This window comes from Dactylosporangium sp. NBC_01737 (assembly GCF_035963215.1).
GTDB lineage: Bacteria > Actinomycetota > Actinomycetes > Mycobacteriales > Micromonosporaceae > Dactylosporangium.
The window spans coordinates 3,482,501-3,508,097 of sequence record NZ_CP109153.1; the positions used below are offsets into that span (position 1 = coordinate 3,482,501).

The 25,597-nt window shown below is 70.3% G+C and carries 17 protein-coding genes and 2 rRNA genes (1 of these 19 only partly in view); 13 read left to right on the forward strand and 6 right to left on the reverse strand.

From position 1 onward, the window contains the following. A 23S ribosomal RNA gene (locus OHA72_RS15710) occupies positions 1-2,663 on the forward strand; it begins 459 nt to the left of the window's first position. A gap of 118 nt (positions 2,664-2,781) precedes the next feature. Next, positions 2,782-2,898: ribosomal RNA gene (gene rrf, locus OHA72_RS15715) — 5S ribosomal RNA — on the forward strand. 67 nt (positions 2,899-2,965) lie between these two features. Here rrf and OHA72_RS15720 read toward each other — a convergent pair. Next, positions 2,966-3,589 carry a hypothetical protein gene (locus OHA72_RS15720; RefSeq protein ID WP_327008559.1) on the reverse strand — a complete coding sequence of 208 codons (624 nt, stop codon included), beginning with the start codon at positions 3,587-3,589 and terminating at the stop codon, positions 2,966-2,968. Between the two features lie 85 nt (positions 3,590-3,674). Further along, on the reverse strand, positions 3,675-4,544 hold the full coding sequence (locus OHA72_RS15725) for a hypothetical protein (RefSeq protein ID WP_327008560.1): 870 nt from the start codon (positions 4,542-4,544) through the stop codon (positions 3,675-3,677). A 72-nt stretch (positions 4,545-4,616) separates the two neighbouring features. Between OHA72_RS15725 and OHA72_RS15730 the strand changes: the two genes are divergently transcribed. The 4 genes from OHA72_RS15730 (at position 4,617) to OHA72_RS15745 (ending at position 10,131) form a co-directional block, all read left to right on the forward strand. Beyond that, positions 4,617-7,235 (forward strand): valine--tRNA ligase, encoded by a 2,619-nt coding sequence (locus OHA72_RS15730; protein WP_327008561.1) that lies wholly within the window; start codon positions 4,617-4,619, stop codon positions 7,233-7,235. Positions 7,236-7,269: 34 nt separating this feature from the next. After that, positions 7,270-8,592, forward strand: coding sequence for a bifunctional folylpolyglutamate synthase/dihydrofolate synthase (locus tag OHA72_RS15735; RefSeq protein WP_327008562.1), 1,323 nt, complete (start codon positions 7,270-7,272; stop codon positions 8,590-8,592). A gap of 207 nt (positions 8,593-8,799) precedes the next feature. Next, a complete protein-coding gene (locus OHA72_RS15740; RefSeq protein ID WP_327008563.1) occupies positions 8,800-9,159 on the forward strand; it encodes a DUF4233 domain-containing protein in 360 nt (119 codons plus the stop codon). 3 nt (positions 9,160-9,162) lie between these two features. After that, positions 9,163-10,131 carry a helix-turn-helix transcriptional regulator gene (locus OHA72_RS15745; RefSeq protein ID WP_327008564.1) on the forward strand — a complete coding sequence of 323 codons (969 nt, stop codon included), beginning with the start codon at positions 9,163-9,165 and terminating at the stop codon, positions 10,129-10,131. Here OHA72_RS15745 and OHA72_RS15750 read toward each other — a convergent pair. Then, positions 10,128-12,482 (reverse strand): VOC family protein, encoded by a 2,355-nt coding sequence (locus OHA72_RS15750; RefSeq protein ID WP_327008565.1) that lies wholly within the window; start codon positions 12,480-12,482, stop codon positions 10,128-10,130. The genes OHA72_RS15745 and OHA72_RS15750 overlap by 4 nt on opposite strands. A gap of 235 nt (positions 12,483-12,717) precedes the next feature. Between OHA72_RS15750 and ndk the strand changes: the two genes are divergently transcribed. After that, a complete protein-coding gene (ndk, locus tag OHA72_RS15755; RefSeq protein ID WP_327008566.1) occupies positions 12,718-13,131 on the forward strand; it encodes a nucleoside-diphosphate kinase in 414 nt (137 codons plus the stop codon). A gap of 72 nt (positions 13,132-13,203) precedes the next feature. On the opposite strand, the gene OHA72_RS15760 is transcribed toward ndk, so the two are convergent. Then, positions 13,204-14,730 carry a chitinase gene (locus tag OHA72_RS15760; RefSeq protein ID WP_327008567.1) on the reverse strand — a complete coding sequence of 509 codons (1,527 nt, stop codon included), beginning with the start codon at positions 14,728-14,730 and terminating at the stop codon, positions 13,204-13,206. A gap of 364 nt (positions 14,731-15,094) precedes the next feature. Between OHA72_RS15760 and ileS the strand changes: the two genes are divergently transcribed. Beyond that, positions 15,095-18,205, forward strand: a complete 3,111-nt coding sequence (gene ileS, locus OHA72_RS15765) for an isoleucine--tRNA ligase (RefSeq protein WP_327008568.1) — start codon at positions 15,095-15,097, stop codon at positions 18,203-18,205. On the opposite strand, the gene OHA72_RS15770 is transcribed toward ileS, so the two are convergent. Beyond that, positions 18,202-18,795 carry a helix-turn-helix domain-containing protein gene (locus OHA72_RS15770; protein WP_327008569.1) on the reverse strand — a complete coding sequence of 198 codons (594 nt, stop codon included), beginning with the start codon at positions 18,793-18,795 and terminating at the stop codon, positions 18,202-18,204. The genes ileS and OHA72_RS15770 overlap by 4 nt on opposite strands. A 42-nt stretch (positions 18,796-18,837) precedes the next feature. Here OHA72_RS15770 and OHA72_RS15775 point away from each other — a divergent pair, with 42 nt between their 5' ends. The 3 genes from OHA72_RS15775 (at position 18,838) to OHA72_RS15785 (ending at position 21,562) form a co-directional block, all read left to right on the forward strand. Then, entirely contained in the window at positions 18,838-19,473 is a 636-nt protein-coding gene (locus tag OHA72_RS15775; protein ID WP_327008570.1) for a B3/B4 domain-containing protein, read from the forward strand. A gap of 346 nt (positions 19,474-19,819) precedes the next feature. After that, positions 19,820-20,704: an EamA family transporter gene (locus OHA72_RS15780; RefSeq protein WP_327008571.1), complete on the forward strand. Its 885-nt coding sequence runs from the start codon at positions 19,820-19,822 to the stop codon at positions 20,702-20,704. 135 nt (positions 20,705-20,839) lie between these two features. Then, complete coding sequence (locus OHA72_RS15785) at positions 20,840-21,562, forward strand: lysophospholipid acyltransferase family protein (protein ID WP_327008572.1); 723 nt, start codon at positions 20,840-20,842, stop codon at positions 21,560-21,562. Positions 21,563-21,577: 15 nt separating this feature from the next. Here OHA72_RS15785 and OHA72_RS15790 read toward each other — a convergent pair whose 3' ends face one another. Next, positions 21,578-22,429 carry a hypothetical protein gene (locus OHA72_RS15790; RefSeq protein WP_327008573.1) on the reverse strand — a complete coding sequence of 284 codons (852 nt, stop codon included), beginning with the start codon at positions 22,427-22,429 and terminating at the stop codon, positions 21,578-21,580. Between the two features lie 85 nt (positions 22,430-22,514). On the opposite strand from OHA72_RS15790, the gene OHA72_RS15795 reads away from it, so the two are divergent. Both OHA72_RS15795 and OHA72_RS15800 read left to right on the forward strand, forming a co-directional pair. Further along, the gene (locus tag OHA72_RS15795) at positions 22,515-23,243 is read left to right on the forward strand and encodes an HAD family hydrolase (protein WP_327008574.1); all 729 of its coding nucleotides are present in this window, start codon (positions 22,515-22,517) and stop codon (positions 23,241-23,243) included. Next, on the forward strand, positions 23,243-25,588 hold the full coding sequence (locus OHA72_RS15800) for a glycoside hydrolase family 65 protein (protein ID WP_327008575.1): 2,346 nt from the start codon (positions 23,243-23,245) through the stop codon (positions 25,586-25,588). The genes OHA72_RS15795 and OHA72_RS15800 overlap by 1 nt, the downstream gene beginning before the upstream one ends. Positions 25,589-25,597: the final 9 nt, after the last annotated feature.

A 25,597-nucleotide genomic window follows, 5' to 3' on the forward strand; every position in this document is an offset into this window, starting at 1 on the left:
GTAGCGGCGGACTCCTGTAATCTGCCGTGAATCTGCCAGGACCACCTGGTAAGCCTAAATACTCCCTGATGACCGATAGCGGACGAGTACCGTGAGGGAAAGGTGAAAAGTACCCCGGGAGGGGAGTGAAATAGTACCTGAAACCGTGCGCCTACAATCCGTCGGAGCGTCCTGGCCTTTTGGGGTCGGGGGTGACGGCGTGCCTTTTGAAGAATGAGCCTGCGAGTTAGTGATACGTGGCGAGGTTAACCCGTGTGGGGGAGCCGTAGCGAAAGCGAGTCTGAATAGGGCGTTCAGTCGCGTGTCCTAGACCCGAAGCGGAGTGATCTAGCCATGGGCAGGCTGAAGCGCGGGTAAGACCGCGTGGAGGGCCGAACCCACCAACGTTGAAAAGTTGGGGGATGACCTGTGGTTAGGGGTGAAAGGCCAATCAAACTCCGTGATAGCTGGTTCTCCCCGAAATGCATTTAGGTGCAGCGTCACGTGTTTCTTGCCGGAGGTAGAGCACTGGATGGCCTAGGGGGCCTACAAGCTTACTGAAGTCAACTAAACTCCGAATGCCGGTAAGTGAGAGCGTGGCAGTGAGACTGCGGGGGATAAGCTTCGTAGTCGAGAGGGAAACAGCCCAGATCACCAGCTAAGGCCCCTAAGCGTGTGCTAAGTGGTAAAGGATGTGGGGTCGCATAGACAACCAGGAGGTTGGCTTAGAAGCAGCCACCCTTGAAAGAGTGCGTAATAGCTCACTGGTCAAGTGGTTCCGCGCCGACAATGTAGCGGGGCTCAAGCACACCGCCGAAGCTGTGGCATTCACATGATAACCCGGCTGATCCTTTCGGGGTGAGGTCCAGGTGTGTGGATGGGTAGGGGAGCGTCGTGTCACCGGTGAAGCGGCGGAGTGATCCAGCCGTGGAGGTGACGCGAGTGAGAATGCAGGCATGAGTAGCGAAAGCAGGGTGAGAAACCCTGCCGCCGGATGACCAAGGGTTCCAGGGCCAGGCTAATCCGCCCTGGGTGAGTCGGGGCCTAAGGCGAGGCCGAGAGGCGTAGTCGATGGATAACGGGTTGATATTCCCGTACCCGCGTAGAAGCGTCCATGCCGGACCCGCTTGTACTAACCTCCGGATGCTTTGAGACCTTCGGGTTGATGGGTTGATGTTGGGAACTTGGGTGGTAGTAGGCAAGCGATGGGGTGACGCAGGAGGGTAGCTGGACCCGGCCGGTGGTTGTGCCGGGGCAAGCGTGTAGCCCGCAGTATAGGCAAATCCGTACTGCTTGAGGGTGAGACGTGAAGCGGAGCCGTTTCAGGCGAAGTCAGTGATCCCATGCTGCCGAGAAAAGCCTCTAGCGAGTTTCGAGCGGCCCGTACCCCAAACCGACACAGGTGGTCAGGTAGAGAATACCGAGGCGATCGGGCGAACTGTGGTTAAGGAACTCGGCAAATTGCCCCCGTAACTTCGGGAGAAGGGGGGCCACCGATGGTGAGACCACATGCTGGTGGAGCGGTTGGTGGCCGCAGAGACCAGGGGGAAGCGACTGTTTACTAAAAACACAGGTCCATGCGAAGTCGTAAGACGATGTATATGGACTGACGCCTGCCCGGTGCTGGAACGTTAAGGGGACCTGTTAGTCCGTGAGGGCGAAGCGGAGAACTTAAGCGCCAGTAAACGGCGGTGGTAACTATAACCATCCTAAGGTAGCGAAATTCCTTGTCGGGTAAGTTCCGACCTGCACGAATGGCGTAACGACTTCCCCACTGTCTCAACCACAGGCCCGGCGAAATTGCACTACGAGTAAAGATGCTCGTTACGCGCGGCAGGACGGAAAGACCCCGGGACCTTCACTATAGCTTGACATTGGTACTCGAATTCGATTGTGTAGGATAGGTGGGAGCCTGTGAAGCGGCCACGCCAGTGGTTGTGGAGGCAAGCTTGAAATACCACTCTGTTGGATTTGGGTATCTAACTTCGGACCGTGATCCGGTTCAGGGACAGTGTCTGGTGGGTAGTTTAACTGGGGCGGTTGCCTCCTAAAATGTAACGGAGGCGCCCAAAGGTTCCCTCAGCCTGGTTGGCAATCAGGTGTTGAGTGCAAGTGCACAAGGGGGCTTGACTGTGAGACTGACAGGTCGAGCAGGGACGAAAGTCGGGACTAGTGATCCGGCACTGGCAGGTGGAAGCGGTGTCGCTCAACGGATAAAAGGTACCCCGGGGATAACAGGCTGATCTTCCCCAAGAGTCCATATCGACGGGATGGTTTGGCACCTCGATGTCGGCTCGTCGCATCCTGGGGCTGGAGTAGGTCCCAAGGGTTGGGCTGTTCGCCCATTAAAGCGGTACGCGAGCTGGGTTTAGAACGTCGTGAGACAGTTCGGTCCCTATCCGCCGCGCGCGTAGGATACTTGAGAAGGGCTGTCCCTAGTACGAGAGGACCGGGACGGACGAACCTCTGGTGTGCCAGTTGTTCTGCCAAGAGCACGGCTGGTTGGCTACGTTCGGAAGGGATAACCGCTGAAAGCATCTAAGCGGGAAGCTCGCTTCGAGATGAGGTATCCCACCCCTTGAGGGTTAAGGCCCCCAGTTAGACCACTGGGTTGATAGGCCGGAAGTGGAAGCCTGGTAACAGGTTTGAGCTGACCGGTACTAATAGGCCGAGGACTTGACCTCATACACAAAGCTTTATGAGACAACGCATCCACTGTGTGATTCTGAACCAACACCAGAACGCACCCCTGCAGCCGGCGACGGCGGGCAGGGTGTGCGGTGGTTGACAGGTTCATAGTGTTACGGCGGCCATAGCGGAGGGGAAACGCCCGGTCCCATTCCGAACCCGGAAGCTAAGCCCTCCAGCGCCGATGGTACTGCACCCGAGAGAGTGTGGGAGAGTAGGACGCCGCCGGACAAATTTTCGCGATAGGCCCCCACGGAAGTGGGGGCCTATCGTCGTTTCCTGACCAGAAACGCCGGGCTCAGCGGTGCTCGACCGCGTTGCGCAGCTCCAGCATCGCCTTCGCCGCGTCGGCGACGGGACGGCCGGGGAAGAGGGCGACGGCCACCGAGCCGTTGTCGGCCCAGCCGCACACCGCGATCTCGCCCTCCTTGTCGACGGTCACCCCGCACCGCATGACGCCGCCGAGGCTGCCCGCGTCGACGTCGCGGACGTCGCGCACGGCGCCGCTGTCGTCGGAGATCGCCTTGAAGGCGGTGCTGAGCGAGCTCTCCGGCTTCCACACCCGGGCGGTGCCGGCGACGAGGATGACGGTCTGCGCCTGGTCCTTGTAGATGGCGCCGACGCTCTTGTCGAGGTTCACCTCGGCGGCGATGGCGTCCCGTACGTACTCCGCGGTGTTCTTCGCGTCGTCGGAGGAGTCCATCGTGAACGCGCCGACCTGCGCCGGCGTCGTGACCGTCGTGTCGTTCTGCTGGGTCACGCGCAGGACCGTCGGGCCGAAAACGACCGCGGAGCCGAGCAGCGCGACACCGGCGAGGGCGCCGCAGATGAGCGCGACCTTCTTCACATTGATCGACGAGCCGGTCCCCTCCTCATCGACTGTGGAGGAGTCGTCGTCGGAGATACCCGGAAGATCGACCATCGGCGCAGCGTAGCAAGGGGCGGCACACACAGCGGGGCCGGACCGTTGCGGCCCGACCCCACCCGTACACCTGGGAAAGCGACAATCAGCGGGTCTCGACGGCTGGCCGGATCTGCAGGAACAGGTCCGCCGACTCCTGGAGGTCGCGTCCGATGAAGATCGCGATGCCGACGCTGCCGTGGTCGGCCCACGCGCACAGGGTCATGGCCAGCTCGTCCTCGGTGCCGGTCGCGCACTTCACCGTGCCGCCGAGGTCGCCGGCCGGGTAGCTGGTCTGACCGCTGACACCGCCGTCGGCGGCGGTCGCGTTGAAGCCGCTGAACGCGTCGTCGACCTCGTCGTCCGGGAAGAGGACCGTGGAGGTCGCGGCGACGAGGACGACCAGCTTCTGCGGGTCGCCGTTGCTGTAGATGCCCGCCGCGACCTGGTCGACGTCGCCGACGTCGTTACGCAGGTCACGCTCCATCTCGTCGACGATCTTCTGCATGTCGGCGGACGTCTCCTTGGTGAGACCGCCCGGCAGCGTGTCCGGGGCCGTCACCGCGGTGTTGGCCGCGTCGATGAACGGGTAGAGGAACACGCAGGAGAGCACGCCGCAGACCAGGAACAGGGCGCCGATGATGCCGAGGGTGATCTTCAGCCCTTTGCGCTTGCGCGGCGGGGCCGGCGGGGGCGGCGCGTAGGCGGGCCCGGGACCGGGGAAGGCCGGCTGCTGCTGGTAGGCAGGCTGCTGATACGGCGGCGCCGACTGCTGGTACGGATCCTGATACGCCGGCTGCTGGTACTGGTGCTGGGCCGGATACGACTGCGGCGGGCCGTACGGTCCGGGCTGCTGCTGATAGGACCCGTCACTCGGAGTCTGTTGCGTGCCGAACTCCGGCGCCAGGTCATATGACTGCGGCTGGAACGGCTGCGAACGTGGCTCGTCGTCGGACGGGCGAGGCGGGTAAGTCACCGTCGATCGGTCTCCTGAGTGAGGGGGCACTGGCGAGCGTAGACCCCACATGCGAAGTTCTAGACTCGCTATGTGACGGAGACTCAACGGACGCCCGGCGATGCCGAGCCGACCGCCCCCACTGCCTCGGTGCTCTCGGCCCAGTATGCGCCAGGAGAGGTAGAGCAGCGGCGGTATGAGCAATGGGTCGCCGACGGTCTGTTCAAGGCCGACGCGGCCAGCGACAAGCCCGCGTTCGCGATCGTGCTGCCTCCGCCGAACGTGACCGGGTCGCTGCACATCGGCCATGCCCTCGACCACACCGTCCAGGACGCGCTCACCCGCCGCAAGCGGATGCAGGGCTTCGAGGCGCTGTGGCTGCCCGGCATGGACCACGCCGGCATCGCCACGCAGAACGTGGTGGAGCGCCAGCTGGCCGCGGCCGGCCAGTCCAGGCACGACCTGGGCCGTGAGGCGTTCGTGGAGAAGGTCTGGCAGTGGAAGACCGAGTCCGGCGGCAAGATCCTCGGCCAGATGACCCGCCTCGGCGACTCGGTCGACTGGAGCCGCGAGCGGTTCACGATGGACGAGGGGCTGTCCCGTGCCGTCCTCACCATCTTCAAGCGGCTGTTCGACGACGGGCTCATCTACCGGGCCGAGCGCATCATCAACTGGTGCCCGCGCTGCCTGACCGCGCTGTCCGACATCGAGGTCGAGCACTCCGACGACGACGGTGAGCTGGTCTCCATCCGTTACGGCGACGGCGCCGACGCGATCGTCGTGGCCACCACCCGGGCGGAGACGATGCTCGGTGACACCGCGGTCGCCGTGCACCCCGACGACGAGCGCTACAAGCACCTCGTCGGCACCGAGGTCGAGCTGCCGCTCACCGGCCGCCGCATCCCGATCGTCGCCGACCCGCACGTCGACCCGGCGTTCGGCACCGGCGCGGTCAAGGTGACCCCCGCGCACGACCCCAACGACTTCGAGATCGGCCAGCGGCACGACCTGCCCAGCCTCACCGTCATGGACGAGCACGGCGTCATCACCGTCCACGGCCCGTTCCTCGGCCAGGACCGCTTCGAGGCGCGGCCCGCCATCGTCGCCGCGCTGCGCGCCGAGGGGCGCATCGTCGCGGAGAAGCGGCCGTATATGCACGCCGTCGGGCACTGCCAGCGCTGCGGCACCACCGTCGAGCCGCGGCTGTCGCTGCAGTGGTTCGTGCGGACCGGGCCCCTGGCGAAGGCCGCCGGCGACGCCGTCCGCGACGGGCGGGTCCGGGTGGAGCCGCCGGAGCTGACCAAGCGCTACTTCGGCTGGGTCGACAACATGCACGACTGGTGCATTTCCCGCCAGTTGTGGTGGGGGCACCGGATCCCGGTCTGGTACGGGCCACAGGGCGAAGTGGTCTGCGTGGGCCCTGACGAGCAGGCGCCCACCGGCGACGGCTGGACCCAGGACCAGGACGTGCTGGACACCTGGTTCTCCTCGGCGCTGTGGCCGTTCTCCACGCTCGGCTGGCCCGACGAGACCCCGGACCTGGCGAAGTTCTACCCGACCAGCGTCCTGGTCACCGGCTACGACATCCTGTTCTTCTGGGTCGCCCGGATGATGATGTTCGGGCTGTATGCGATGGACGGCCGGCAGCCGTTCGACGTCGTCATGCTCCACGGCATGGTCCGCGACCAGCACGGCAAGAAGATGTCGAAGTCGTTCGGCAACGTCGTGGACCCGCTGGACTGGATCGACCGGTTCGGCGCCGACGCGACCCGCTTCACCCTCGCCCGCGGCGCCAACCCCGGCGCGGACGTGCCCGTCAGCGAGGAGTGGGTGCAGGGCGCCCGCAACTTCTGCAACAAGCTGTGGAATGCGACCCGGTTCGGCCTGTCCAACGGCGCGACCGTCGAGGGCGACCTGCCGACCGAGGGGCTGTCGACCGTCGACCGGTGGATCCTGTCCCGGCTCCAGCACGTCATCGCCGAGGTCGACGAGCAGTTCGAGGCGTATGAGCTGGCGAAGGTCTGCGACACGCTGTATCACTTCGCGTGGGACGACGTCTGCGACTGGTATCTGGAGCTGTCGAAGCCGGCCATGACCCCGCAGCGGCAGAGGGTGCTGGGCCACGTGCTGGACAACCTGCTGCGGCTGCTCCACCCGATCACGCCGTTCGTCACCGAGGAGCTGTGGACGACGCTCACGGGTGCGCCGACCCTCGTGCGGGCCCAGTGGCCGGCCGCGGACCAGGCGCTGGTCAACGACGCCGCCGAGAAGGAGGTCGCCGACCTGCAGCGGGTCGTCACCGAGGTCCGCCGGTTCCGGGCGGACCAGGGTGTCAAGCCGGCCCAGCGGGTCGTCGCCCGCCTGGAGGGCCTCGACGCCGCGGGTCTCGCCGCGCACGAGGGCCTCATCCGGTCCCTGGCGCGCCTCGAGGCGCCCGGCGCGGAGTTCGCGGCGACCGCGAAGCTCAGCGTGGGCGTCGGCGTCACCGTCGAGCTCGACACCCGCGGCACGATCGACGTCGCCGCCGAGCGGGCCCGGCTGGGCAAGGACAAGGCCGCCGCGGAGAAGGAAGCCGCGCAGTGCCGGGCGAAGCTCGACAACCCGGCGTTCACCGACAAGGCCCCCGAGCCGGTCGTGGAGAAGATCCGGCAGCGGCTCGCCGCCGCCGAGGCCGACCTGGCCCGCATCACCGGGCAGTTGGACGCACTGTGAGCGGCCCGCAGCGCAGCGCGGCGGAGGCGACGGCATGAGCCGGTTCACCGAGGTCGACCAGGAGCTCAACGGCCGGGGCTTCACCCGCATGGTGTTCGACCTCGGCCGCATCGAGGCCCTGCTCGACCTGCTGGGCAACCCTCAGCGGGCGTATCCGGCGATCCACATCACCGGCACCAACGGCAAGACGTCGACCGCCAGGATGATCGACTCGCTGCTGCGCGCCCACGGGCTGCGGACCGGGCGGTACACCAGCCCGCACCTGCAGACGATCCGGGAGCGGATCAGCATCGAGGACGAGCCGATCAGCGAGGACCGGTTCGTCGAGATCTACGACGAGGTCCAGCCGCTCGCCGAATACCTCGACACGCGGCACGACGCGCCGCTGACGTACTTCGACATGACGACGGCGATGGCGTTCGCGGCGTTCGCCGACGCGCCCGTCGACGTCGCCGTCATCGAGGTCGGGCTCGGCGGCGCCGACGACTCCACCAACGTGCTGCAGGCGCAGACGACCGTGATCACCCCGATCGGCCTCGACCACACCGAGTGGCTCGGCGACACCATCGAGGACATCGCCCTGGCAAAGGCCGGGATCATCTACAAGGGATCCACGCTGATCTGCGCCACGCAGCCGGAGGAGGCGATGCGCCCGATCCTGGAGCGCTGCGCCGAGGTCAGCGCGACCATCGCCCGGGAAGGCCGCGAGTTCGGCGTCGTCCAGCGCGACCTCGCCGTCGGCGGCCAGGTCCTGACGCTGCGGGGGCTCTCCGGGACGTATGAGGGCATCTTCCTGCCGCTGCACGGCGAGCACCAGGCGCAGAACGCGGCGATCGCGCTCGCCGCCGTCGAGACGTTCCTCGGCGCCGGCAACGAGCGCGCCCTCAACGCCGAGTCCGTCCGCGACGGGTTCGGCGGCGCGACCTCACCCGGCCGGCTCGAGCGGGTCCGCAAGTCCCCGCCGATCCTCGTCGACGCGGCCCACAACGCCGCCGGCATGCGGGCCACCGTCCGCGCGCTCAACGAGGAGTTCGCGTTCAACGGCCTCGTCGCCGTCGTCGCGGCGCTCGCCGACAAGGACGTCGAAGGCATGCTGGAGCTGCTCGAACCGATCACCGAGAGCATCGTCTGCACCCGCAACAGCTCCCCGCGGGGCATGTCCGCCGCGCAGCTCGGCGCCATCGCCGAGGAGCTGTACGGCCCCGAGCGGGTCCACGTCGTGCCGGACTTCCCCGACGCGATCGACACCGCGGTCACCCTCGCCGAGTCCGACAACGCCGTCCCCGGCACCATCGGCATCCTCATCACCGGCTCGGTCGTCACCGTCGCCGACGCCCGCGGGCTGCTGAAGCGATGAGCGGTCCGGAGCGTAGCGGAGGAGCCGCGCATCATGGGCGCAGGTTTGGCTCACGGCGGCGCCGGAGCGCAGCGGAGGTGACGTTGTGAGCGGTCCGGAGCGCAGCGGAGGAGCCGCGCATCATGGGCGCAGGTTTGGCTCACGGCGGCGCCGGAGCGCAGCGGAGGTGACGTTGTGAGCGGTCCGGAGCGCGGCGAAGGTGACGCTGTGAGCGATCCAGAGCCCGGCCCCGCCGGGCTGAAGAACCCCGGCGGTGCCGTGCGCGGCGTCGGGGCGTCGGCCCTCGTCGTGTTCGGGGTGGTCCTGCTGCTCGCGCTGCTGCCGCTGGCGAAGCTCGGCCAGTCCACCGCGGCGATCTGGCTCTGCGCGGGCCTGGCCGTGCTGAGCTTCGCCCTGTGCGGGCTGCTGCGGCACAACTGGGCGTGGCCGGCCGCGCTGGTCGTGCCGGTCGCGCTCCTCGCGGGCGGCGTCCTGCACTGGTCGCTGCTCGCCCTCGGCATCGTCTTCGGGCTGACCTGGGCCTACGTGTTGTACGTGCGGCGGGCCGTCTACGCGAACAAACCCTGACCCATGCGGGCGAGCCGGCTGCTGTCCACGCTCCTGCTGCTGCAGACCCGGGGCCGGCTCACCGCGCAGCAGATCGCCGACGAGCTCGAGGTGTCCGTCCGCACCGTGTACCGCGACATCGAGGCGCTGTCGGCGTCCGGTGTCCCCGTGTACGCCGACCGCGGACCCGCCGGCGGCTACCAGCTCGTCGACGGCTACCGGACCACCCTGACCGGGCTCACGACCGACGAGGCCGCCGCGCTGTTCCTCGCCGGCAGCGGCGCCACCGCCGGGCACCTCGGCCTCGGGTCCACCCTCGACGCGGCGCAGCTCAAGCTCCTCGCCGCGATGCCGCTCGAACAGCGCACCATGGCGGCCCGCATCCAGGAACGCGTCCACGTCGACGCGCCCGGCTGGTTCCGCGACCCGGAGGCCCCGCCGCACCTCGACGCGGTCGCCGGCGCCGTCTGGGATCAGCGGCGGCTGCGGGTCCTGTACCGCAAATGGGACGGCACCCAGGTCGAGCGGACCCTGGAGGCCCTCGGCCTGGTCCTGAAGGGCACCGCCTGGTACGTCGTGGCCCGTGGGAGGGAACGCGTCAACGCCTACCGGATCTCCCGCATCGACACCGTCGACGTCCTCGACGCCACGTTCGAGCGCCCCGGGGACTTCGACCTGCGCGGCTACTGGACCGAGTGGTCCGACCGGCTCCAGCGCACCCTGTACCGCGGCGGCGACGCGACCGTCCTCGTCGGGCCGAGGGCCGCCAGCATGTGGTGGATGCTCGGCCCCGTCGCCGAACGGGCGCTGCGCGACACCGCCGGCCCGCCCGACGCCGACGGCTGGGTCCGCATCGTCATGCCGATCGAGTCGCTCGAACACGCCCGTGTCGACCTCGGCCGCTTCGGCCCGGACGTGGAGGTGCTGGCCCCGGCGGAGCTGCGCGACCTGATGCGCCGCACCGCCGAGGAGACCCTCCAGCGGTACGCCTAGCGGCGCAGCTCCCACTTCGTCAGGGCGATCGCGTGGCCGTCGGGGTCGCGGAACGTGGCCGAGCACAGCTCCAGCTGCTCGCCCTGCGGGACGACCCGCGGCCGGTGGACGAAGTCGACGCCCTGCTCGCGGAGCCGCTCGTATGCCTCGTAGACGTCGGGCACCTCGAGGTTGAGGTGGACGACGCGGCGGTCGACCGGGGGCATGTCCGCGACCCGCCGCAGCACCACCCTGGCGTCGCCGGTCGCCAGGACCGCGGCCGCCTCGCCGCTGTCGAGCTCGGTCAGGCCGAGCGTGTCCCGGTAGAACCGCCGGGACCGGTCCAGGTCCGACACGATCAGCGTGATGCTCACCCCGTTGACCCCGTCGAGCGGCATCGACTGCTGGCGCTGCTCGGTGGCCAGGAACTGCCCCACCGCACCCTCCGACGGCGGCTGCTCCTCCAGTTGGTCCTCTGGTGCGTCGTCGACGTAGTGCTCCGTCGCGTACGGATCCGGGGTGACGGGCTCGTCGTCCTCGTCGTCGACGGTGGCGGGCTTCGGCCAGACCGGCGGGGCGCCGAACATGCCGGCGCCGAGCGGCACCGCGTCGCGGGAGTGCCCGTTGCCCGACCACGCCGACGTCGTGCGCTCCGGCCGCCCGTTGGCGTCCACCGCACCCCACGGCCGCGTCGTGGCGGCGCCGTCGGCGGACCCGTCACGCGCGCCCGTGGACGCCGGGTCGGTGGCCGGCTCGGTGCTCGGTTCGGCGGTGGCGGCCGACGCCTCGTTGGCGGTCCGCAGCGGCGTCGGCGGGACCACCACGGGTGCCGGCCCCGCCGAGATGGGCGGCAGCGGGTCGGCGGGCGGCAGCGGGTCGGTGTCGGCGACCGGGATGTGCTCGATGCGCGGGACCCTGGTCGGCAGCTGCTCCATCTCGCGGTCCGGCCACCAGGTGATCCCGGACGCGAGGGCGGCGGTGCCCGCCGGGCGGTCGCCGGGCACGTCCGCGCCGCCCTCGACCGCGGTCTCCGCCTCAGGTGCCGCCTCCGCCTCGGGCTCGGCGACCGTGGCGGGCTCGGCGACGTCGGCGCCCGCGGCGACCTCGGCGACCTCGGCAGGGACGGTGCCGGCCGAAGGCCCGGCACCGGTCGTGGTCCGGGTCGTGCCGGCGGGCTTGGTCATCGTCACGGCCTCGGCCGGCCCGGTGCCCGGGTCGGCGACCTGCTCCGCGGGGAAGTCCGAGGCCGGCAGGTCCGGTGGCGGGGAGAGCGGCGAACCGGCCTCCGGGATCGTGTACGTCGTCGGTGCGGCCTCCGTCACCACCGCCGGGGTCTCCTCCGGCGCCGGGGCGGCGGGCGACTGCACGGACCGGCCGGGGCCGCGGTCGTGGGTGCCGGGCCGGGGCCGCGGGCTCGGCCTGCGGCGGGCGCCTCCGCGCACGGGGCTGGACGGGAGCCGGACCACCATCGGCGGGGTGTCCTCGGTGACGACGGCCGCATGCGCCGGCCGTGCGCCGGCCTGCTCTGCGGCGACCTCGACCATCTCGGCGGAGCCGGCGGACGCCTTGGGCCCGGCGGATCCGGAGGGCCGGGCGGACGCGGAAGGCCCGGCGGACCCGCCGGAACTCGCCGCGGGGTCGCCCGGCTCGGCGAACGCGACGGCGGCCGTCGTGCCGGTCGGACCCGCGCCCGTCGCGCCGGGCGACGGCGCGGGGGATGTCGGTCGCGGGGCGGGGCGCGTCTGCCCGGTCCGGTCGCCGCGGCCGGACAGCCGGACCGGCTCGATGACCGGCGCCGTGATCGGGGGCAGGTCGGTGAGCGTGGGGCGGTCGTCGGGCGGCAGGTCGTCGGCCGGCCGCTCGAACGACGGGCCGCCGCCGTTGAGGCCACCGCCGCCGTGCCCGCGGGCGGCCTGCCGGCGCTCGTACTCGTCGGTCGGGGAGTCGGTGATGACGTCGACCTCGTCGCCGTCCAGGGAGTAGCGGGGGGCGCTGCCGCCGGTGGGCCGGCGCTCCGACGCCTGGGCGTCCTGGTGCGACTGGACCTTGTCCCAGACCACGGCGAGCTTGCGCGGGTTGCCCTTGAGGACCTGGACGGGCAGGGTCGCGCCGGCGTCGGGCCACTTGTCGAGCGGGATCGCCGGGTCGACGGTGGACACCGTGACGCCGTTGACGCCGGTGGCCCTGACGACGAGCTTGAGCCGCCCGCGGGCGGTGCGGCCGTCGGTCGTGGGACGCGGCGAGATATCGGCGACCCTCGCTGTGCCGTAGACGTATTGGCGCACCTTGTTGCGCGAGTTCAGGACAAGGATCAGCACCGGACCGGCCGCGGCCAGGATGATGCCCGACGCGACCACCAAGGCGTTGGTCATACCCAATCCGCAGAATGCCAGGAAACCGCCGACCACGATGAGCAGTGCGATCACGAGTTTCCTGCTGCCGGTGTCCTGTGCACGATTGCTGGACGGCAAGTCGACCTCCCCAGACGACTGACATCAGGCTATGCCTGATCATCGCCGGAACGGAAGTCTTCGGCACCCTGGCGGGTCGGGGGCGGTGACGCTCGGTAGGCTCGCAGGCGTACCGAACCCATCTTGGAGGCACGTCGTGGCCGAGCGCTCGCTCGTTTTGATCAAGCCTGATGCCGTGCGTCGTGGACTCGTCGGCGAGATCGTCGGCCGCCTGGAGCGCAAGGGCCTCGCCATCGATGCGATGCGGCTGCGCACCATGGACCGGACCCTCGCCGACCAGCACTACGCCGAGCACGTCGAGCGGGACTTCTACCCGCCGTTGCGCGACTTCATGACCAGCGGTGACCTGGTCGCGCTGGTCGTCTCCGGCGACGAGGCGATCGCCGTCATCCGCACCCTGATCGGCTCGACCGACGGCCGCAAGGCCGTCCCCGGCAGCATCCGCGGCGATTTCTCGCTGTCCAACCGTGAGAATCTCGTGCACGCGTCGGACTCGGTCGACAGTGCGAAGCGTGAGATCGCGCTGTGGTTCCCGGAGCTCGCGGAATAGAAATCATCCTGAACGGGCGAGGAGGGCGGGTGCTGGGACACCCGCCCTCCTCACTGTGTTGGGGAAGAAAGGCTAGGGCAGGGTCGCCAGGTGCGGCTTGACGGTCCTGGCGAAGTTGTTGCCGTTGGTGACGTCCCAGTTGATCGACCAGGTCATGGCGCCGCGGATGCCGGGGTAGGTGTGCGGCGGCTTGAACGTGCCGCAGTTGCTGCCGGTCGCCAGGCAGGACAGCGCCTGGTTGACCAGGGCCGGGGCGACCACGCCGCCGCCCGCGGCGCCGGGTCCGGCCGGCAGGCCGAGGGCGACCTGGTCGGGCCGCAGCCCGTTCTCCAGCTGGATGCAGGCCAGGGCGGTCATGAAGTTGACGGTGCCCTGCGAGTACGCGGCCATCTGGTCGCAGCCGAGCATGCTGCCCGAGTTGTAGAACTGGGTGTACACGACCGTCAGGATGTCCTTGATGGACAGTGCCAGGGCGAAGTAGCTGCCGCCGGTGGACTGCATGTCGATCGTCTGCGGCGCCATGGTGATGATGAGGTTCGCGCCGGCCTTGGCCCGCAGCGAGCGCAGCGCCTGCGCCATGTAGGTCGGGTTGAGGCCGTTCTCCAGGTCGATGTCGATGCCGTCGAAGCCGTACTGCTGCATCAGTGACCAGGCGCTGTTGGCGAAGTTCGTCGCGGCGGTCGCGTCGCCGACGCTGACCCGGCCGGCCTCGCCGCCGACGGACAGGATGACCTTCTTGCCGCGGGCGTGCAGGGTGGCGATGTCGGACTTGAACTCCGCGTCGGTGTAGCCGCCGACTGCCGCGGCGAGCTGCGGGTCGACCGCGAACGTGAGCTGGCCCGGCTGCGAGCCGGTCTCGGCGAACGCGACGTCGATGAGGTCGTACTCGCTGGGCGTGTCGCGCAGCTTCAGCTTCGCCGCGCTGTTGACGAAGTCCTGCCAGTAGCCGGTGAGGAAGTGCTTCGGCAGCGGGCTCGGCGGCGTCGACGTGGACGGCGACGGCGAGGTCGACGGGGACTTCGAGGCCGAGGGCGACACGGACGGTGACGGCGAGGTCGAGCGCGACGGCGACGCCGACGGGGTGGTCGGTTCCAGGGTCGTCGGTGGGGTGCCGCCCGGGCCGCTCAGGGAGAAGTCGTCCGCGGTGTAGGCCGGCTGCCCGTACCAACCGTGGACGTAGACGACCGCGGAGGTCTGCGCCGCCCCCGTGGTGAACGCGACCGACAGCTGCGAGTAGGCGCCGCCGGTGCCGGGCGTCCAGGTGCTCGCGTCGACGCCGCCGGTGACGCCGATGAAGACGTAGGAGCCGTTGACGTAGCCGGAGAAGGTGTACTTCGTGTTCGGCTGGACCGACACCGTCTGCTGGCATCGGGCGGTGGCGCCGCCGGGGGTACCGGCGAGCTTGTAGGAGCCGGACCGGGCTGCGCCGGAGGTGACGGCGGCGGACGGCTCGCAGCTCCAGTTGTTGGCGTTGCCGGTCTCGAATCCGGGGTTGGACAGCAGCTCGGCGGCGGAGGCGGGCAGCGCGATGACGACCCCCGCGAGGGTCAGCGCGGCCGCTGCGGTGCCCGCGAGCAGGGCGATGTTGCGTGGACGCATCGTGGCTCCAGGTGGGGGTGACGTCGATGGGCGTCGACGTTTGGTGTCACGAAACTCCAGCGCGGATTTAATGTCAAGGTTTCTTTACTATTCTTTATGGCAGCCGCCGAAAGCTGCCGGAAACCCGGGTGACCGGCGCGGTATCCTGGGGGGACAGGCATCGACCCGGCCATCACCGGCGAGCCTCCGGAAGAACGGGCCGGTCCATGCCGGCCTCACTAGACCCGGACGGGCACCGGCCCGTGACAGCCGGCCAACGAGCGGCCACCGAGAGGTGGCAAGCGGGGTGGTACCGCGGACCTGCAAGGGTTCGTCCCCGCGTGGAGTTCAGCGAGCTGACAACACGCGAGGAGCGCGACCACCGATGGCCTATCCGATGCACAACGCCGCTCACGGCGTGCCGTCCAGCCCGAACCTGCCCGAGGTCGAGCGCGGTGTCCTGGACTACTGGGCCGCGGACAAGACCTTCGAGGCCTCCGTCGACCAGCGCGACGCCGGCGTCGACGGCAGGGGCGAGTTCGTCTTCTACGACGGCCCGCCGTTCGCCAACGGCCTGCCGCACTACGGGCACCTGCTGACCGGCTACGTGAAGGACGTCGTCCCCCGGTACAAGTCGATGCGCGGCTTCCGGGTCGAGCGGCGCTTCGGCTGGGACTGTCACGGCCTGCCCGCCGAGGTCGAGGCGGAGAAGCAGCTCGGCATCACCACCAAGGCCGAGATCCTGCAGCTGGGGGTCGACAAGTTCAACGCGGCGACCAAGGAGTCGGTGCTGCGCTACACCAACGAGTGGGAGCGCTACGTCACCCGCCAGGCGCGCTGGGTCGACTTCACCAACGACTACAAGACGCTGGACCTGGACTACATGGAAAGCGTCATGTGGGCCTTCAAGACCCTGCACGAGAAGGGTCTCGTCTACGAGGGCTTCCGGGTCCTGGCGTACTGCTGGCGCTGCGAGACGCCGCTGTCCAACACCGAGCTGCGCATGGACGACGACGTCTACCGCGACCGGCAGGACCCGGCGCTGACCGTGGCGTTCCAGCTGGAGACCGGCGAGAAGATCCTCGCCTGGACCACCACGCCGTGGACGCTGCCGTCGAACCTGGCCCTCGCGGTCGGCCCGGACATCGAGTACTCGGTCTTCGAAGAGGACGGGCAGCAGTACATCCTGGCGTCGTCGCGCGTCGCCGCCTACGAGAAGGAGCTGGCCGGCGCCACCTTCCGCAGGACGGTCAGCGGCGCGGAGCTGGTCGGCCGCCGGTACACGCCGCTGTTCGACTTCCTGGCCGAGACGCCCAACGCCTTCCAGGTCCTCGGTGCGGACTTCGTCACCACCGAGGACGGCACCGGCGTCGTGCACATGGCGCCGGCGTTCGGCGAGGACGACCAGACCGCCTGCGCGTCGGTCGGCATCCCCACCGTCGTCACCGTCGACGAGCACACCCGGTTCACCTCGGTCGTCCCCGCGTATCAGGGGCTGCAGGTCTTCGAGGCCAACAAGCCGGTCATCCGCGACCTGAAGGCCGCCGGCGTCGTCGTGCGCCACGACTCCTACACCCACTCCTACCCGCACTGCTGGCGCTGCGACACGCCGCTGGTCTACAAGGCGGTGTCGTCGTGGTTCGTGGCCGTGTCCACGTTCCGCGACCGGATGGTGGAGCTCAACCAGCAGATCACCTGGACGCCGGAGCACATCAAGGAGGGCTCGTTCGGCAAGTGGCTGGCCAACGCCCGCGACTGGTCGATCAGCCGGAACCGGTTCTGGGGCTCGCCGATCCCGGTGTGGAAGTCCGACGACCCGCAGTATCCGCGCGTCGACGTGTACGGCTCCCTCGACGAGCTCGAACGCGACTTCGGCGTGCGCCCCGGCGACCTGCACCGCCCGGAGATCGACAACCTGACCCGGCCCAACCCGGACGACCCGACCGGGCAGTCCGTGATGCGCCGCGTCCCGGAGGTCCTGGACTGCTGGTTCGAGTCCGGGTCGATGCCGTTCGCCCAGGTGCACTACCCGTTCGAGAACCGGGACTGGTTCGAGCACCACTACCCGGGCGACTTCATCGTCGAGTACATCGGTCAGACCCGCGGCTGGTTCTACACCATGCACGTGCTGGCCACGGCGCTGTTCGACCGCCCCGCGTTCAACAACTGCGTCAGCCACGGCATCCTGCTCGGCGAGGACGGCCGCAAGATGTCCAAGAGCCTGCGCAACTACCCCGACGTGTACCGGGTGTTCGACGAGTACGGCTCCGACGCGATGCGCTGGTTCCTGGTGGCCTCGCCGGTGCTGCGCGGCGGCGACATGCCGGTCACCGAGGTCGGCATCCGCGACGCGGTCCGGCAGGTGCTCCTGCCGCTGTGGAACGTCTGGTACTTCTTCTCCCTCTACGCCAACGCCGACGGCCACACCGCGCGCCGGCGCACCGACAGCACGCACCTGCTCGACCGCTACGTCCTGGCCAAGACCGGCGAGCTGGTCGCGACCGTGCAGCAGCAGATGGACGCCTACGACCTGTCCGGCGCCTGCGGCACGGTCCGGGCCTACCTCGACGCGCTGACCAACTGGTACGTGCGCCGTTCCCGCGACCGGTTCTGGTCCGGCGACGGCGACGCGTTCGACACGCTGTACACGGTGCTGACGACGCTCACGCAGGTCGTCGCGCCGCTCGTGCCCCTGACCGCGGAGGAGATCCACCGCGGCCTGACCGGTGCGCGCTCGGTGCACCTGACGGACTGGCCGTCGGCGGCGGACTTCCCGGCCGACCACGCACTGGTCGCCGACATGGACGCGGTACGGGAGGTCTGCTCGGCGGCGCTGTCCCTGCGCAAGGCCCGTGGCCTGCGGGTGCGGCTGCCGCTGTCGACGCTGACCGTGGCGACCCCGCGGGCGGAGGCGCTGCGACCGTTCGCCGCGCTCGTCGCCGACGAGGTCAACGTCAAGGAGGTCGTGTTCACCGACGACGTCGCCGCGCACTGCACGCCGGTGCTGACGCTGGTGCCGCGCGTGCTCGGCCCCCGCCTCGGCAAGGACGTCCAGCAGGTGATCAAGGCGGTCAAGGCCGGCGACTGGCGGCGCTCCGCCGACGGCGACGTGGTGGCCGGCGGGGTCGCCCTGGCCGACGGCGAGTACGACCTGAAGCTCGTCGCGTCGGACCCGACCCAGTCGGCGCCGCTGCCCGGCGGCGAGGGCGTGGTGGTGCTGGACAGCACCGTCACCCCGGAGCTTGCGGTCGAGGGCCTGGCCCGTGACCTGGTCAGGGTCGTGCAGCAGGCCCGCCGCGAGGCGGACCTCAACGTCTCGGACCGCATCACCGTGCTGGTGCAGGGCGACGGGCTGGACGAGGCGCTCGCCGTGCACGGGGCGTTCGTCGCGGGGGAGACCCTCGCGGACTCCGTCGAGCTCGGCGCGGCCACCGGCGGCTTCGCCGGCGAGGTCGGCGACGGCCAGGCGGTCCTGGTCAGGGTCGCGAAGGTCTAGCTTCGCCGGTCGCGTTCGCCCTCGGGCATCACGACCACCATCGTGAGGACCGCCTCCACGGCAGCCGCGTTGCGGTAGGCGTGGGGGCGGTCCGCCCGGAAGTCGATCGTCTCCCCCTCGCCGACCGCGTGCTCGGTGCCGTCCACCGTCACGACGATCGAGCCCTGCTCCAGGTGGATGAGCTCCCGGGTACCGGTGGCGTGGTCGCCGGACTCGTGCGACTCGCCGGGTGGCATCCGCCACTGCCAGACCTCGACGAACGCGGGGTCGTTCACGCCGCGCAGCAGCCGGCCGGTCCCGCCCGCGCCGCCGCGCCACAGCACCGGCGGCTCGTCCGCGCCGACGATCTTCACGACCGGCTCCGGCTCGGACTCCAGCAGCCGGCCGATGCTCACCCCGAACGACTCCGCGATCCGGCACAGCGTGCCGATGCTCGGGTTGGTCCGGGCGCCCTCGATCTGCACCAGCATGCCCTTGCTGACCCCGGACCGGCTGGCCAGCTCGTCCAGCGACCAGCGCCGGGCCTGCCGCAGGCCCCTCACGTGCCGGGCGATCGCCGCCTGCGCGACCTGGGTCACGTCATCGGTCAAAATATTTTCCTCCACGGTCAATATTGTGATACGACATGGGGCATGTTCGCCATCGCCGATGAGGTGCTCGACCTGTGCCGGTCCGTGGGCCATGAGGCTACCGTTCTCGCGGTCCTCGCCGACGGGTTGCGCAACGGTCCCAGCGACGGCGCCGTCCTGCACCAGGCGATCAACGACGCCCGCGACCTGACCGTGCCGCTGGAGGCGTGGCGCGACGTCTACCGGGCGTTCGGCGCGAAGCCGCAGCGCACGCCGTGCTCCGCCGAGGCGCTGCGCAAGCGGGCCGCCCGCGGTGACGTGCCCGTGGTCGACCGGCTCGTCGATGCGTACAACGCCGTGAGCATCCGCTTCGCCGTGCCGATCGGCGGCGAGGACCGCCTCGCGCTCGCCGGGACCGAGCGCCTGGTCCGGGCCGCCGGCGACGAGCCGTTCGACACGGTGAAGGAGGGCGCCCCGGTCGTGGAGACCCCGGAGCCCGGCGAGGTGATCTGGCGCGACGACCTCGGCGTGACCTGCCGCCGGTGGAACTGGCGCCAGGGCCGCCGCACGGCGATCACCGCCGCGACCACGTCCGCGGTGTTCCTGCTCGAAGGGCTGGACACCGACCTGACCCCGGCCGCCACGATGCTCGCCGAGCTCATCGACGCCGACACCGTGACCGTGCAGCGGCTCGCATGACCGGCCAGCGCAGCGTCTCGGGCCGGTCATCGGCATTGCAGTGTGGGTCGGGTCGACGCCGGAGCGCAGCGGAGGTGGCGGCATGACCGGCCAGCGCAGCGTCTCGGGCCGGTCATCGGCATTGCAGTGTGGGTCAGGTCGACGCCGGAGCGCAGCGGAGGTGGCGGCATGACCGGCCCGCAGCGGAGCGAGGAGCTGGTCATCGTGGGCGCGGCCTTCAGATCAGGCCGACGCCGCAGGGCAGCGGAGGTGGCGGCATGACCGGCCCGCAGCGGAGCGAGGAGCTGGTCATCGTGGGCGCGGCCTTCAGATCAGGCCGACGCCGCAGCGCAGCGGAGGCGGCGGCATGATCGGGCTGGTGCTCGCCGCGCTGTCCGGGCTGGTGTGGGGCGTCGGCGACTTCGCCGGGGGCAAGGCCAGCCAGCGCGTCGACGCGGTCACCGTCGTCGTGCTGTCGAAGGCCGCCAGCATCCCGTTGCTGCTGATCTACCTCGTGCTCATGCCCGCACCCCTGCACCTCGGGGCCGTCGGCTGGGGCGCCGCGGCCGGGGTATTCGGCGTCGCCGGGATGATGGTGTTCTACAAGGCGATGGCCGGGGGCGCGATGACGGTCGTCGCGCCCGTCAGCGCCGTCACCACCGCGCTGCTGCCCCTCGGCGCCGGCCTGTTGCAGGGCGAGCGCCCCGGCGGGCTGGCCCTGACCGGCGCCGCCTGCGCGATCGCGGCCATCGGCCTCGTCAGCCTCGCGCCCGGCGGCGGCGAGGTCGGCGGGGTCGGCGGTGAAGGCGGCGGGGTCAAGGTCACCGGGCGGCTCATCGGGCTCGCGCTCGCCGCGGGTGCCGCGTTCGGCCTGTTCTTCATCTGCCTGTCGGGTGCCGGCGACGCGGCCGACGCCGCCGGAGGGGACGCCGGCATGTGGCCGATCCTCGGCGCGCAGGTCGCCGCCGTCGGGCTCGGCGCGCCGCTGCTGCTGCGCCGCCGTGGCGCGCCGCGGCCGTCCGGTGTGCCGCTGCGGTGGCTGCTCACCGCCGGGATGCTCGACATGACCGCCAACGCGCTCTACATCATGGCGGTCCAGCGCGGTGACCTGAGCATCATCGCGCCGGTCGCCTCGCTGTACCCGGTGAGCACCGTCCTGCTGGCGATGCTCGTCGACCGCGAGCGGCTGCGCCCGGTGCAGCTCGCGGGGCTCGGTCTCGCGGCCACCGCCCTGGTGCTCGTCGCGTCGTGATGCTCGTCGCATCGTGATCGGCCGGTAGCGGTAGGACACGGGTGGTGTTGCCCACGGTGTGACATCTCCGGCTGACCGGACGACCCACGCCGTCTACAGTGGGCGGCATCGTCTGTTGAGCCTGGTGGAGGGCATTTGTCCGCGCTTTATGCGGTCGGCAAGTTCGCGATCTCACCAGCTACCCGCCTGCTGTGGCGGCCCAAGGTCAGCGGACTGGACAACGTGCCGACCAGCGGCCCGGCGATCCTCGCCAGCAACCACCAGTCCGTCATCGACTCGGTGCTGATGGGTGCGCTCATGCCGCGCAACGTCTACTTCCTCGCCAAGGACGAGTACTTCGTCGGCCCCGGCGTCAAGGGCGCGTTCATGCGCAACGTCATGTACGGGCTGAACCAGATCCCCGTCGACCGCTCCGGCGGCCGGGCCAGCCTGATGGCGCTCGACGCCGCGCTGCCGGTCCTGCGCGCCGGCCACGTCCTCGGCATCTTCCCCGAGGGCACCCGCTCGCCCGACGGCCGGCTGTACCGGGGCCGTCCCGGCGTGGCGAAGCTCGCCCTCGACGCGCCCGCCCCGATCATCCCGATCGGCATCCTCAACACCGAGAAGGTCCAGCCGATCGGCGCCTCCGTGCCCCGTCTCGGCCCGACCGTCGAGGTCCGCGTCGGCGAGCCGCTCGACCTGAGCCCGTGGCAGGGCGGCGAGGTCGACAGCCGCGGCCTGCGGGAGCTGACCCTGAAGCTGATGAACGCGATCCAGCAGCTCACCGGGCAGGAGTACGTCGCCAGGTACGCGCCGAAACGCCCCGACCAGATCGCCGCGACCAACGGCCACAACGGCACCGCACCCTCGGGCGACTGAGGCCCCTGCCCCGGTTCAGTCGCGGCGGACGATGGAGCCGCGGATGTTCTGGGTCAGGGTCGCCGCCTGCTCCAGGGACTTGCCGGGGAAGACGGCAAGGGCGATGACGCCGTGGTCGGCCCAGCCGCAGAGGGTCGCCGACCGGCCGTCGAAGCGGGCCGCCGCGCAGCGCTGCTCGCCGCCGAACGTGCCCGGGTCGATGTCGCGCACGGTGCCGACCTGCAGGGCCGGCGGGAGCTTGCGGACGCTGGCCTCCAGGTCGCGGGTCGGGTCGGTGATGAAGCGGGTGGCGCCGGCGACGAGGACCCGCAGCGACTTGTTGGACGCGTCGGTGTAGGTCACGGTGAAGCCGGACTCGTCGAGGTGGTCCGAGGTCAGCGCCTTCTGCAGGTCGGTGGCCGCCTTCTTGGCGCCGGCGTCGCTGGTCCGCGTGAGCCCCGGCACCGTCGCATCCACCTGGACCGATGCCGGGTACTGCACCCAGTAGGGGCGGGCCCACGCGTAGGAGCCGCCGCAGCAGCCCGCGCACAACGCGAACAGCAGCAGCATCACCCACGGCCAGCGGCGCTTGCGCCGCCGGTACTGCGGTGGCGGCGGGGGAGCGTATCCGGGCGGCGGCCGGTACCCCGGCGGCGGGCGGTATCCGGGCGGCGGCGGGCCGTACTGGGGGACCGGCACGTACCGGATCTGCGGCGGCGGCGCGGCGGGCTCCGGCGGCAGTGGCACGGTCCGGGGCGCGGCGGGCAGGTCGAGGGTGTCCTCCCACTGCCGGCGCCGCCGTGAACCGCCCGGCGGCACCGACGCCGAACCCACCCACGTCGGCGTGGCGGGCTGGCGTTCGGTCGGCGATTCATCCGGGAGTGTCACACCTCGAAGGCTAGCCACCCCATGCACGAACCGCCGTTCAGCGACGACAGGTTTGATGGGCACCTGGCGCGGATACCGTTGCGGTGTGCTGGGTCTACCGGAACACGTGACCGCCTGCCTGTTCGACCTCGACGGGGTGCTCACCCCGACCGCGGTCATCCACAACAAGGCATGGACCAGGACGTTCGACGACTTCCTCAGGGGGCGTGACGGGCAGCGCCCGTTCGACCCGGTCGAGGACTACAACGACTACGTCGACGGCAAGCCCCGCGAGGCCGGGGTCCGCGACTTCCTCGCCTCCCGCGGCATCACCCTGCCCGAGGGCACGCCCGACGACCCGCCCGACGCGCAGACCGTCTCCGGCCTGGGCAACCGCAAGAACGAGTTGCTGCTCACACTCATCAAGGAAGGCCTGGAGCCGTACCCGGGCTCGGTGCGCTACCTGCAGGCGGCGGCCAAGGCGGGTCTGCGGCGGGCGGTGGTCAGCTCCAGCGCCAACACCTTGCAGGTGATCACGTCGACGGGGCTCGACCGGTACCTGGAGGTCAGGGTCGACGGCAGCACCGTCAAGAAGCGCGGGCTGCGCGGCAAGCCCGCCCCGGACACGTTCCTGGCGGCGGCACAGGAGCTCGGCGTCACACCGCAGCAGGCGGCGGTGTTCGAGGACGCGATATCGGGGGTGGCGGCGGGGAAGGCCGGCGGGTTCGGCTTCGTCGTCGGGGTGGACCGGATCGGCGCCGGACACGCCGAGGATCTGCGGGCGGCCGGCGCCGACGTGGTCGTGGCCGATCTCGACGCACTGCTGGAGGATTGATGGCGATGTTCCCGGTCGAGCCGTGGGTGGTCCGCGAGACCCGGCTCGACCTCGACGACCTGGGGCAGACGGAGTCGCTGTTCGCCCTGTCCAACGGGCACATGGGGCTGCGCGGCAACCTCGACGAGGGTGAGCCGTTCGGGCTGCCCGGCACCTACCTCAACTCGTTCTACGAGGAGCGCCCGCTGCCCTACGCGGAGGCCGGTTACGGCTTCCCCGAGGAGGGCCAGTCGATCCTCAACGTCACCAACGGCAAGGTGTTCCGGCTGCTGGTCGACGACGAGCCGTTCGACGTGCGGTACGGCAACCTGCTCAGCCACGAGCGCGTCCTGGACCTGCGGGCCGGCACCCTGACCCGCGACGTGGAGTGGTCCTCGCCGGCCGAGCAGCGCATCAAAATCCGCACCACCCGCATGGTCTCCCTCGAACAGCGTTCGATCGCGGCCTTCCTGTACGAGGTCGAGCCCGTCGACGGCCCGGCGCGGGTGATCGTGCAGTCGGAGCTGGTCGCCAACGAGGACGTCCCGCAGCCGAGCAAGGACCCGCGGGTCGCGGCGGCGCTCGGCCACGCCCTGGTCCCGGAGGAGCACGACGCCCGCGGCCTCAACGCCCAGCTGCTGCACCGCACGAAGGCCAGCTGGCTGCGGCTCGGCGCGGAGATGGACCACGAGGTCGAGGCCCCGGTGCCGGTGCGCTCGCACACCGAGGCGACGCCGGACTGGGCGAGGACCACGTTCGCCTGCGAGCTGCAGCCCGGGCAGCGGCTGCGGATCGTCAAGTACCTCGCGTACGGCTGGTCGAGCCAACGCTCCCGCCAGGCGATCCGTGACCAGGTCCACGGCGCGATCGCCGGGGCCCGGCTCGGCGGCTGGGACGGGCTCGTCGCCGCGCAGCGCCGCTTCCTCGACGGGTTCTGGGCGCAGGCGGACGTCGAGGTCGAGGGCGACGCGGAGATCCAGCAGGCGGTGCGCTTCGCGCTGTTCCACCTGATGCAGGCCGGCGCGCGGGCCGAGGCCCGGCCGATCGCGGCGAAGGGCCTGACCGGCCGCGGCTACGACGGGCACGTGTTCTGGGACACCGAGGGCTTCGTGCTGCCGGTCCTGACGTACACCCATCCGCAGGCGGCCCGTGACGGGCTGCGGTGGCGCCACGACACGCTGCAGCTGGCCCGGGACCGGGCGGCGCAGCTGAACCTGTCCGGGGCGGCGTTCCCCTGGCGGACGATCCGCGGGCAGGAGTGCTCCGCCTACTGGCCGGCCGGAACCGCCGGGTTCCACGTCAACGCCGACATCGCCGGGGCCGTCGAACGGTACGTGGGGGCCACCGGCGACACCGCGTTCGAGCTGGAGTTCGGCCTGGAGCTGCTGGTGGAGACGGCCCGGCTGTGGCGGTCGCTGGGCCACCACGACCGGCACGGCGTCTTCCACATCGACGGCGTCACCGGCCCCGACGAGTACAGCGCGATCGCCGACGACAACATCTACACCAACCTCATGGCCCAGCAGAACCTGCTCGCCGCGGCCAGCGCGTCCGAACGCCACCCGGACGCGGCGCACGCGATCGGCGTCGACGACGAGGAGATCGCGTCGTGGCGGGACGCGGCGGCCCGGGTGCATCTGCCCTACAGCGACGAGCTGCGGGTGCACGAGCAGTCCGCCGGTTTCACCCGGCACCAGGACTGGGACTTCGCCGGCACACCCGCGGAGCGCTACCCGCTGCTGCTGCACTACCCGTACTTCGACCTGTACCGCAAGCAGGTCGTCAAGCAGGCCGACCTGGTCCTCGCCATGCACTGGCGGGGCGACGCGTTCACCCCGGAGCAGAAGGCCCGCAACTTCGCCTACTACGAGGAGCGCACGGTGCGTGACTCCTCGCTGTCGGCGTGCACGCAGGCGGTCATGGCCGCCGAGGTCGGGCACACCGAGCTGGCGTACGACTACCTGGGCGAGGCGGCCTTCGTCGACCTGTACAACCTGCAGCACAACGCCGGTAACGGGCTGCACATGGCCTCCCTTGCCGGCACGTGGCTGGCGCTGGTCGCGGGCCTCGGCGGCATGCGCGACCACGGCGGGGAGCTGTCGTTCATGCCGCGGCTGCCGGACCGCCTCGAACGGCTGTCGTTCGCGATCACCTGCCACGGCAGCATCCTGCGGGTCGACGTCAACCACCGGGAGGCGACGTACACCCTGGACTCGGGAAAGATGACGCTGCGCCACCACGGCGAGCAGTTCTCCGTCGGCCCGGACAAGCCCGTCACGCTGCACATCCCGCCGCCGCGGCCGGCCACGCCGACGCCCCGGCAACCCGCGGGGCGGGAGCCGCGGAGGCGCCACCGGGAATCGTGACGCGGCGGC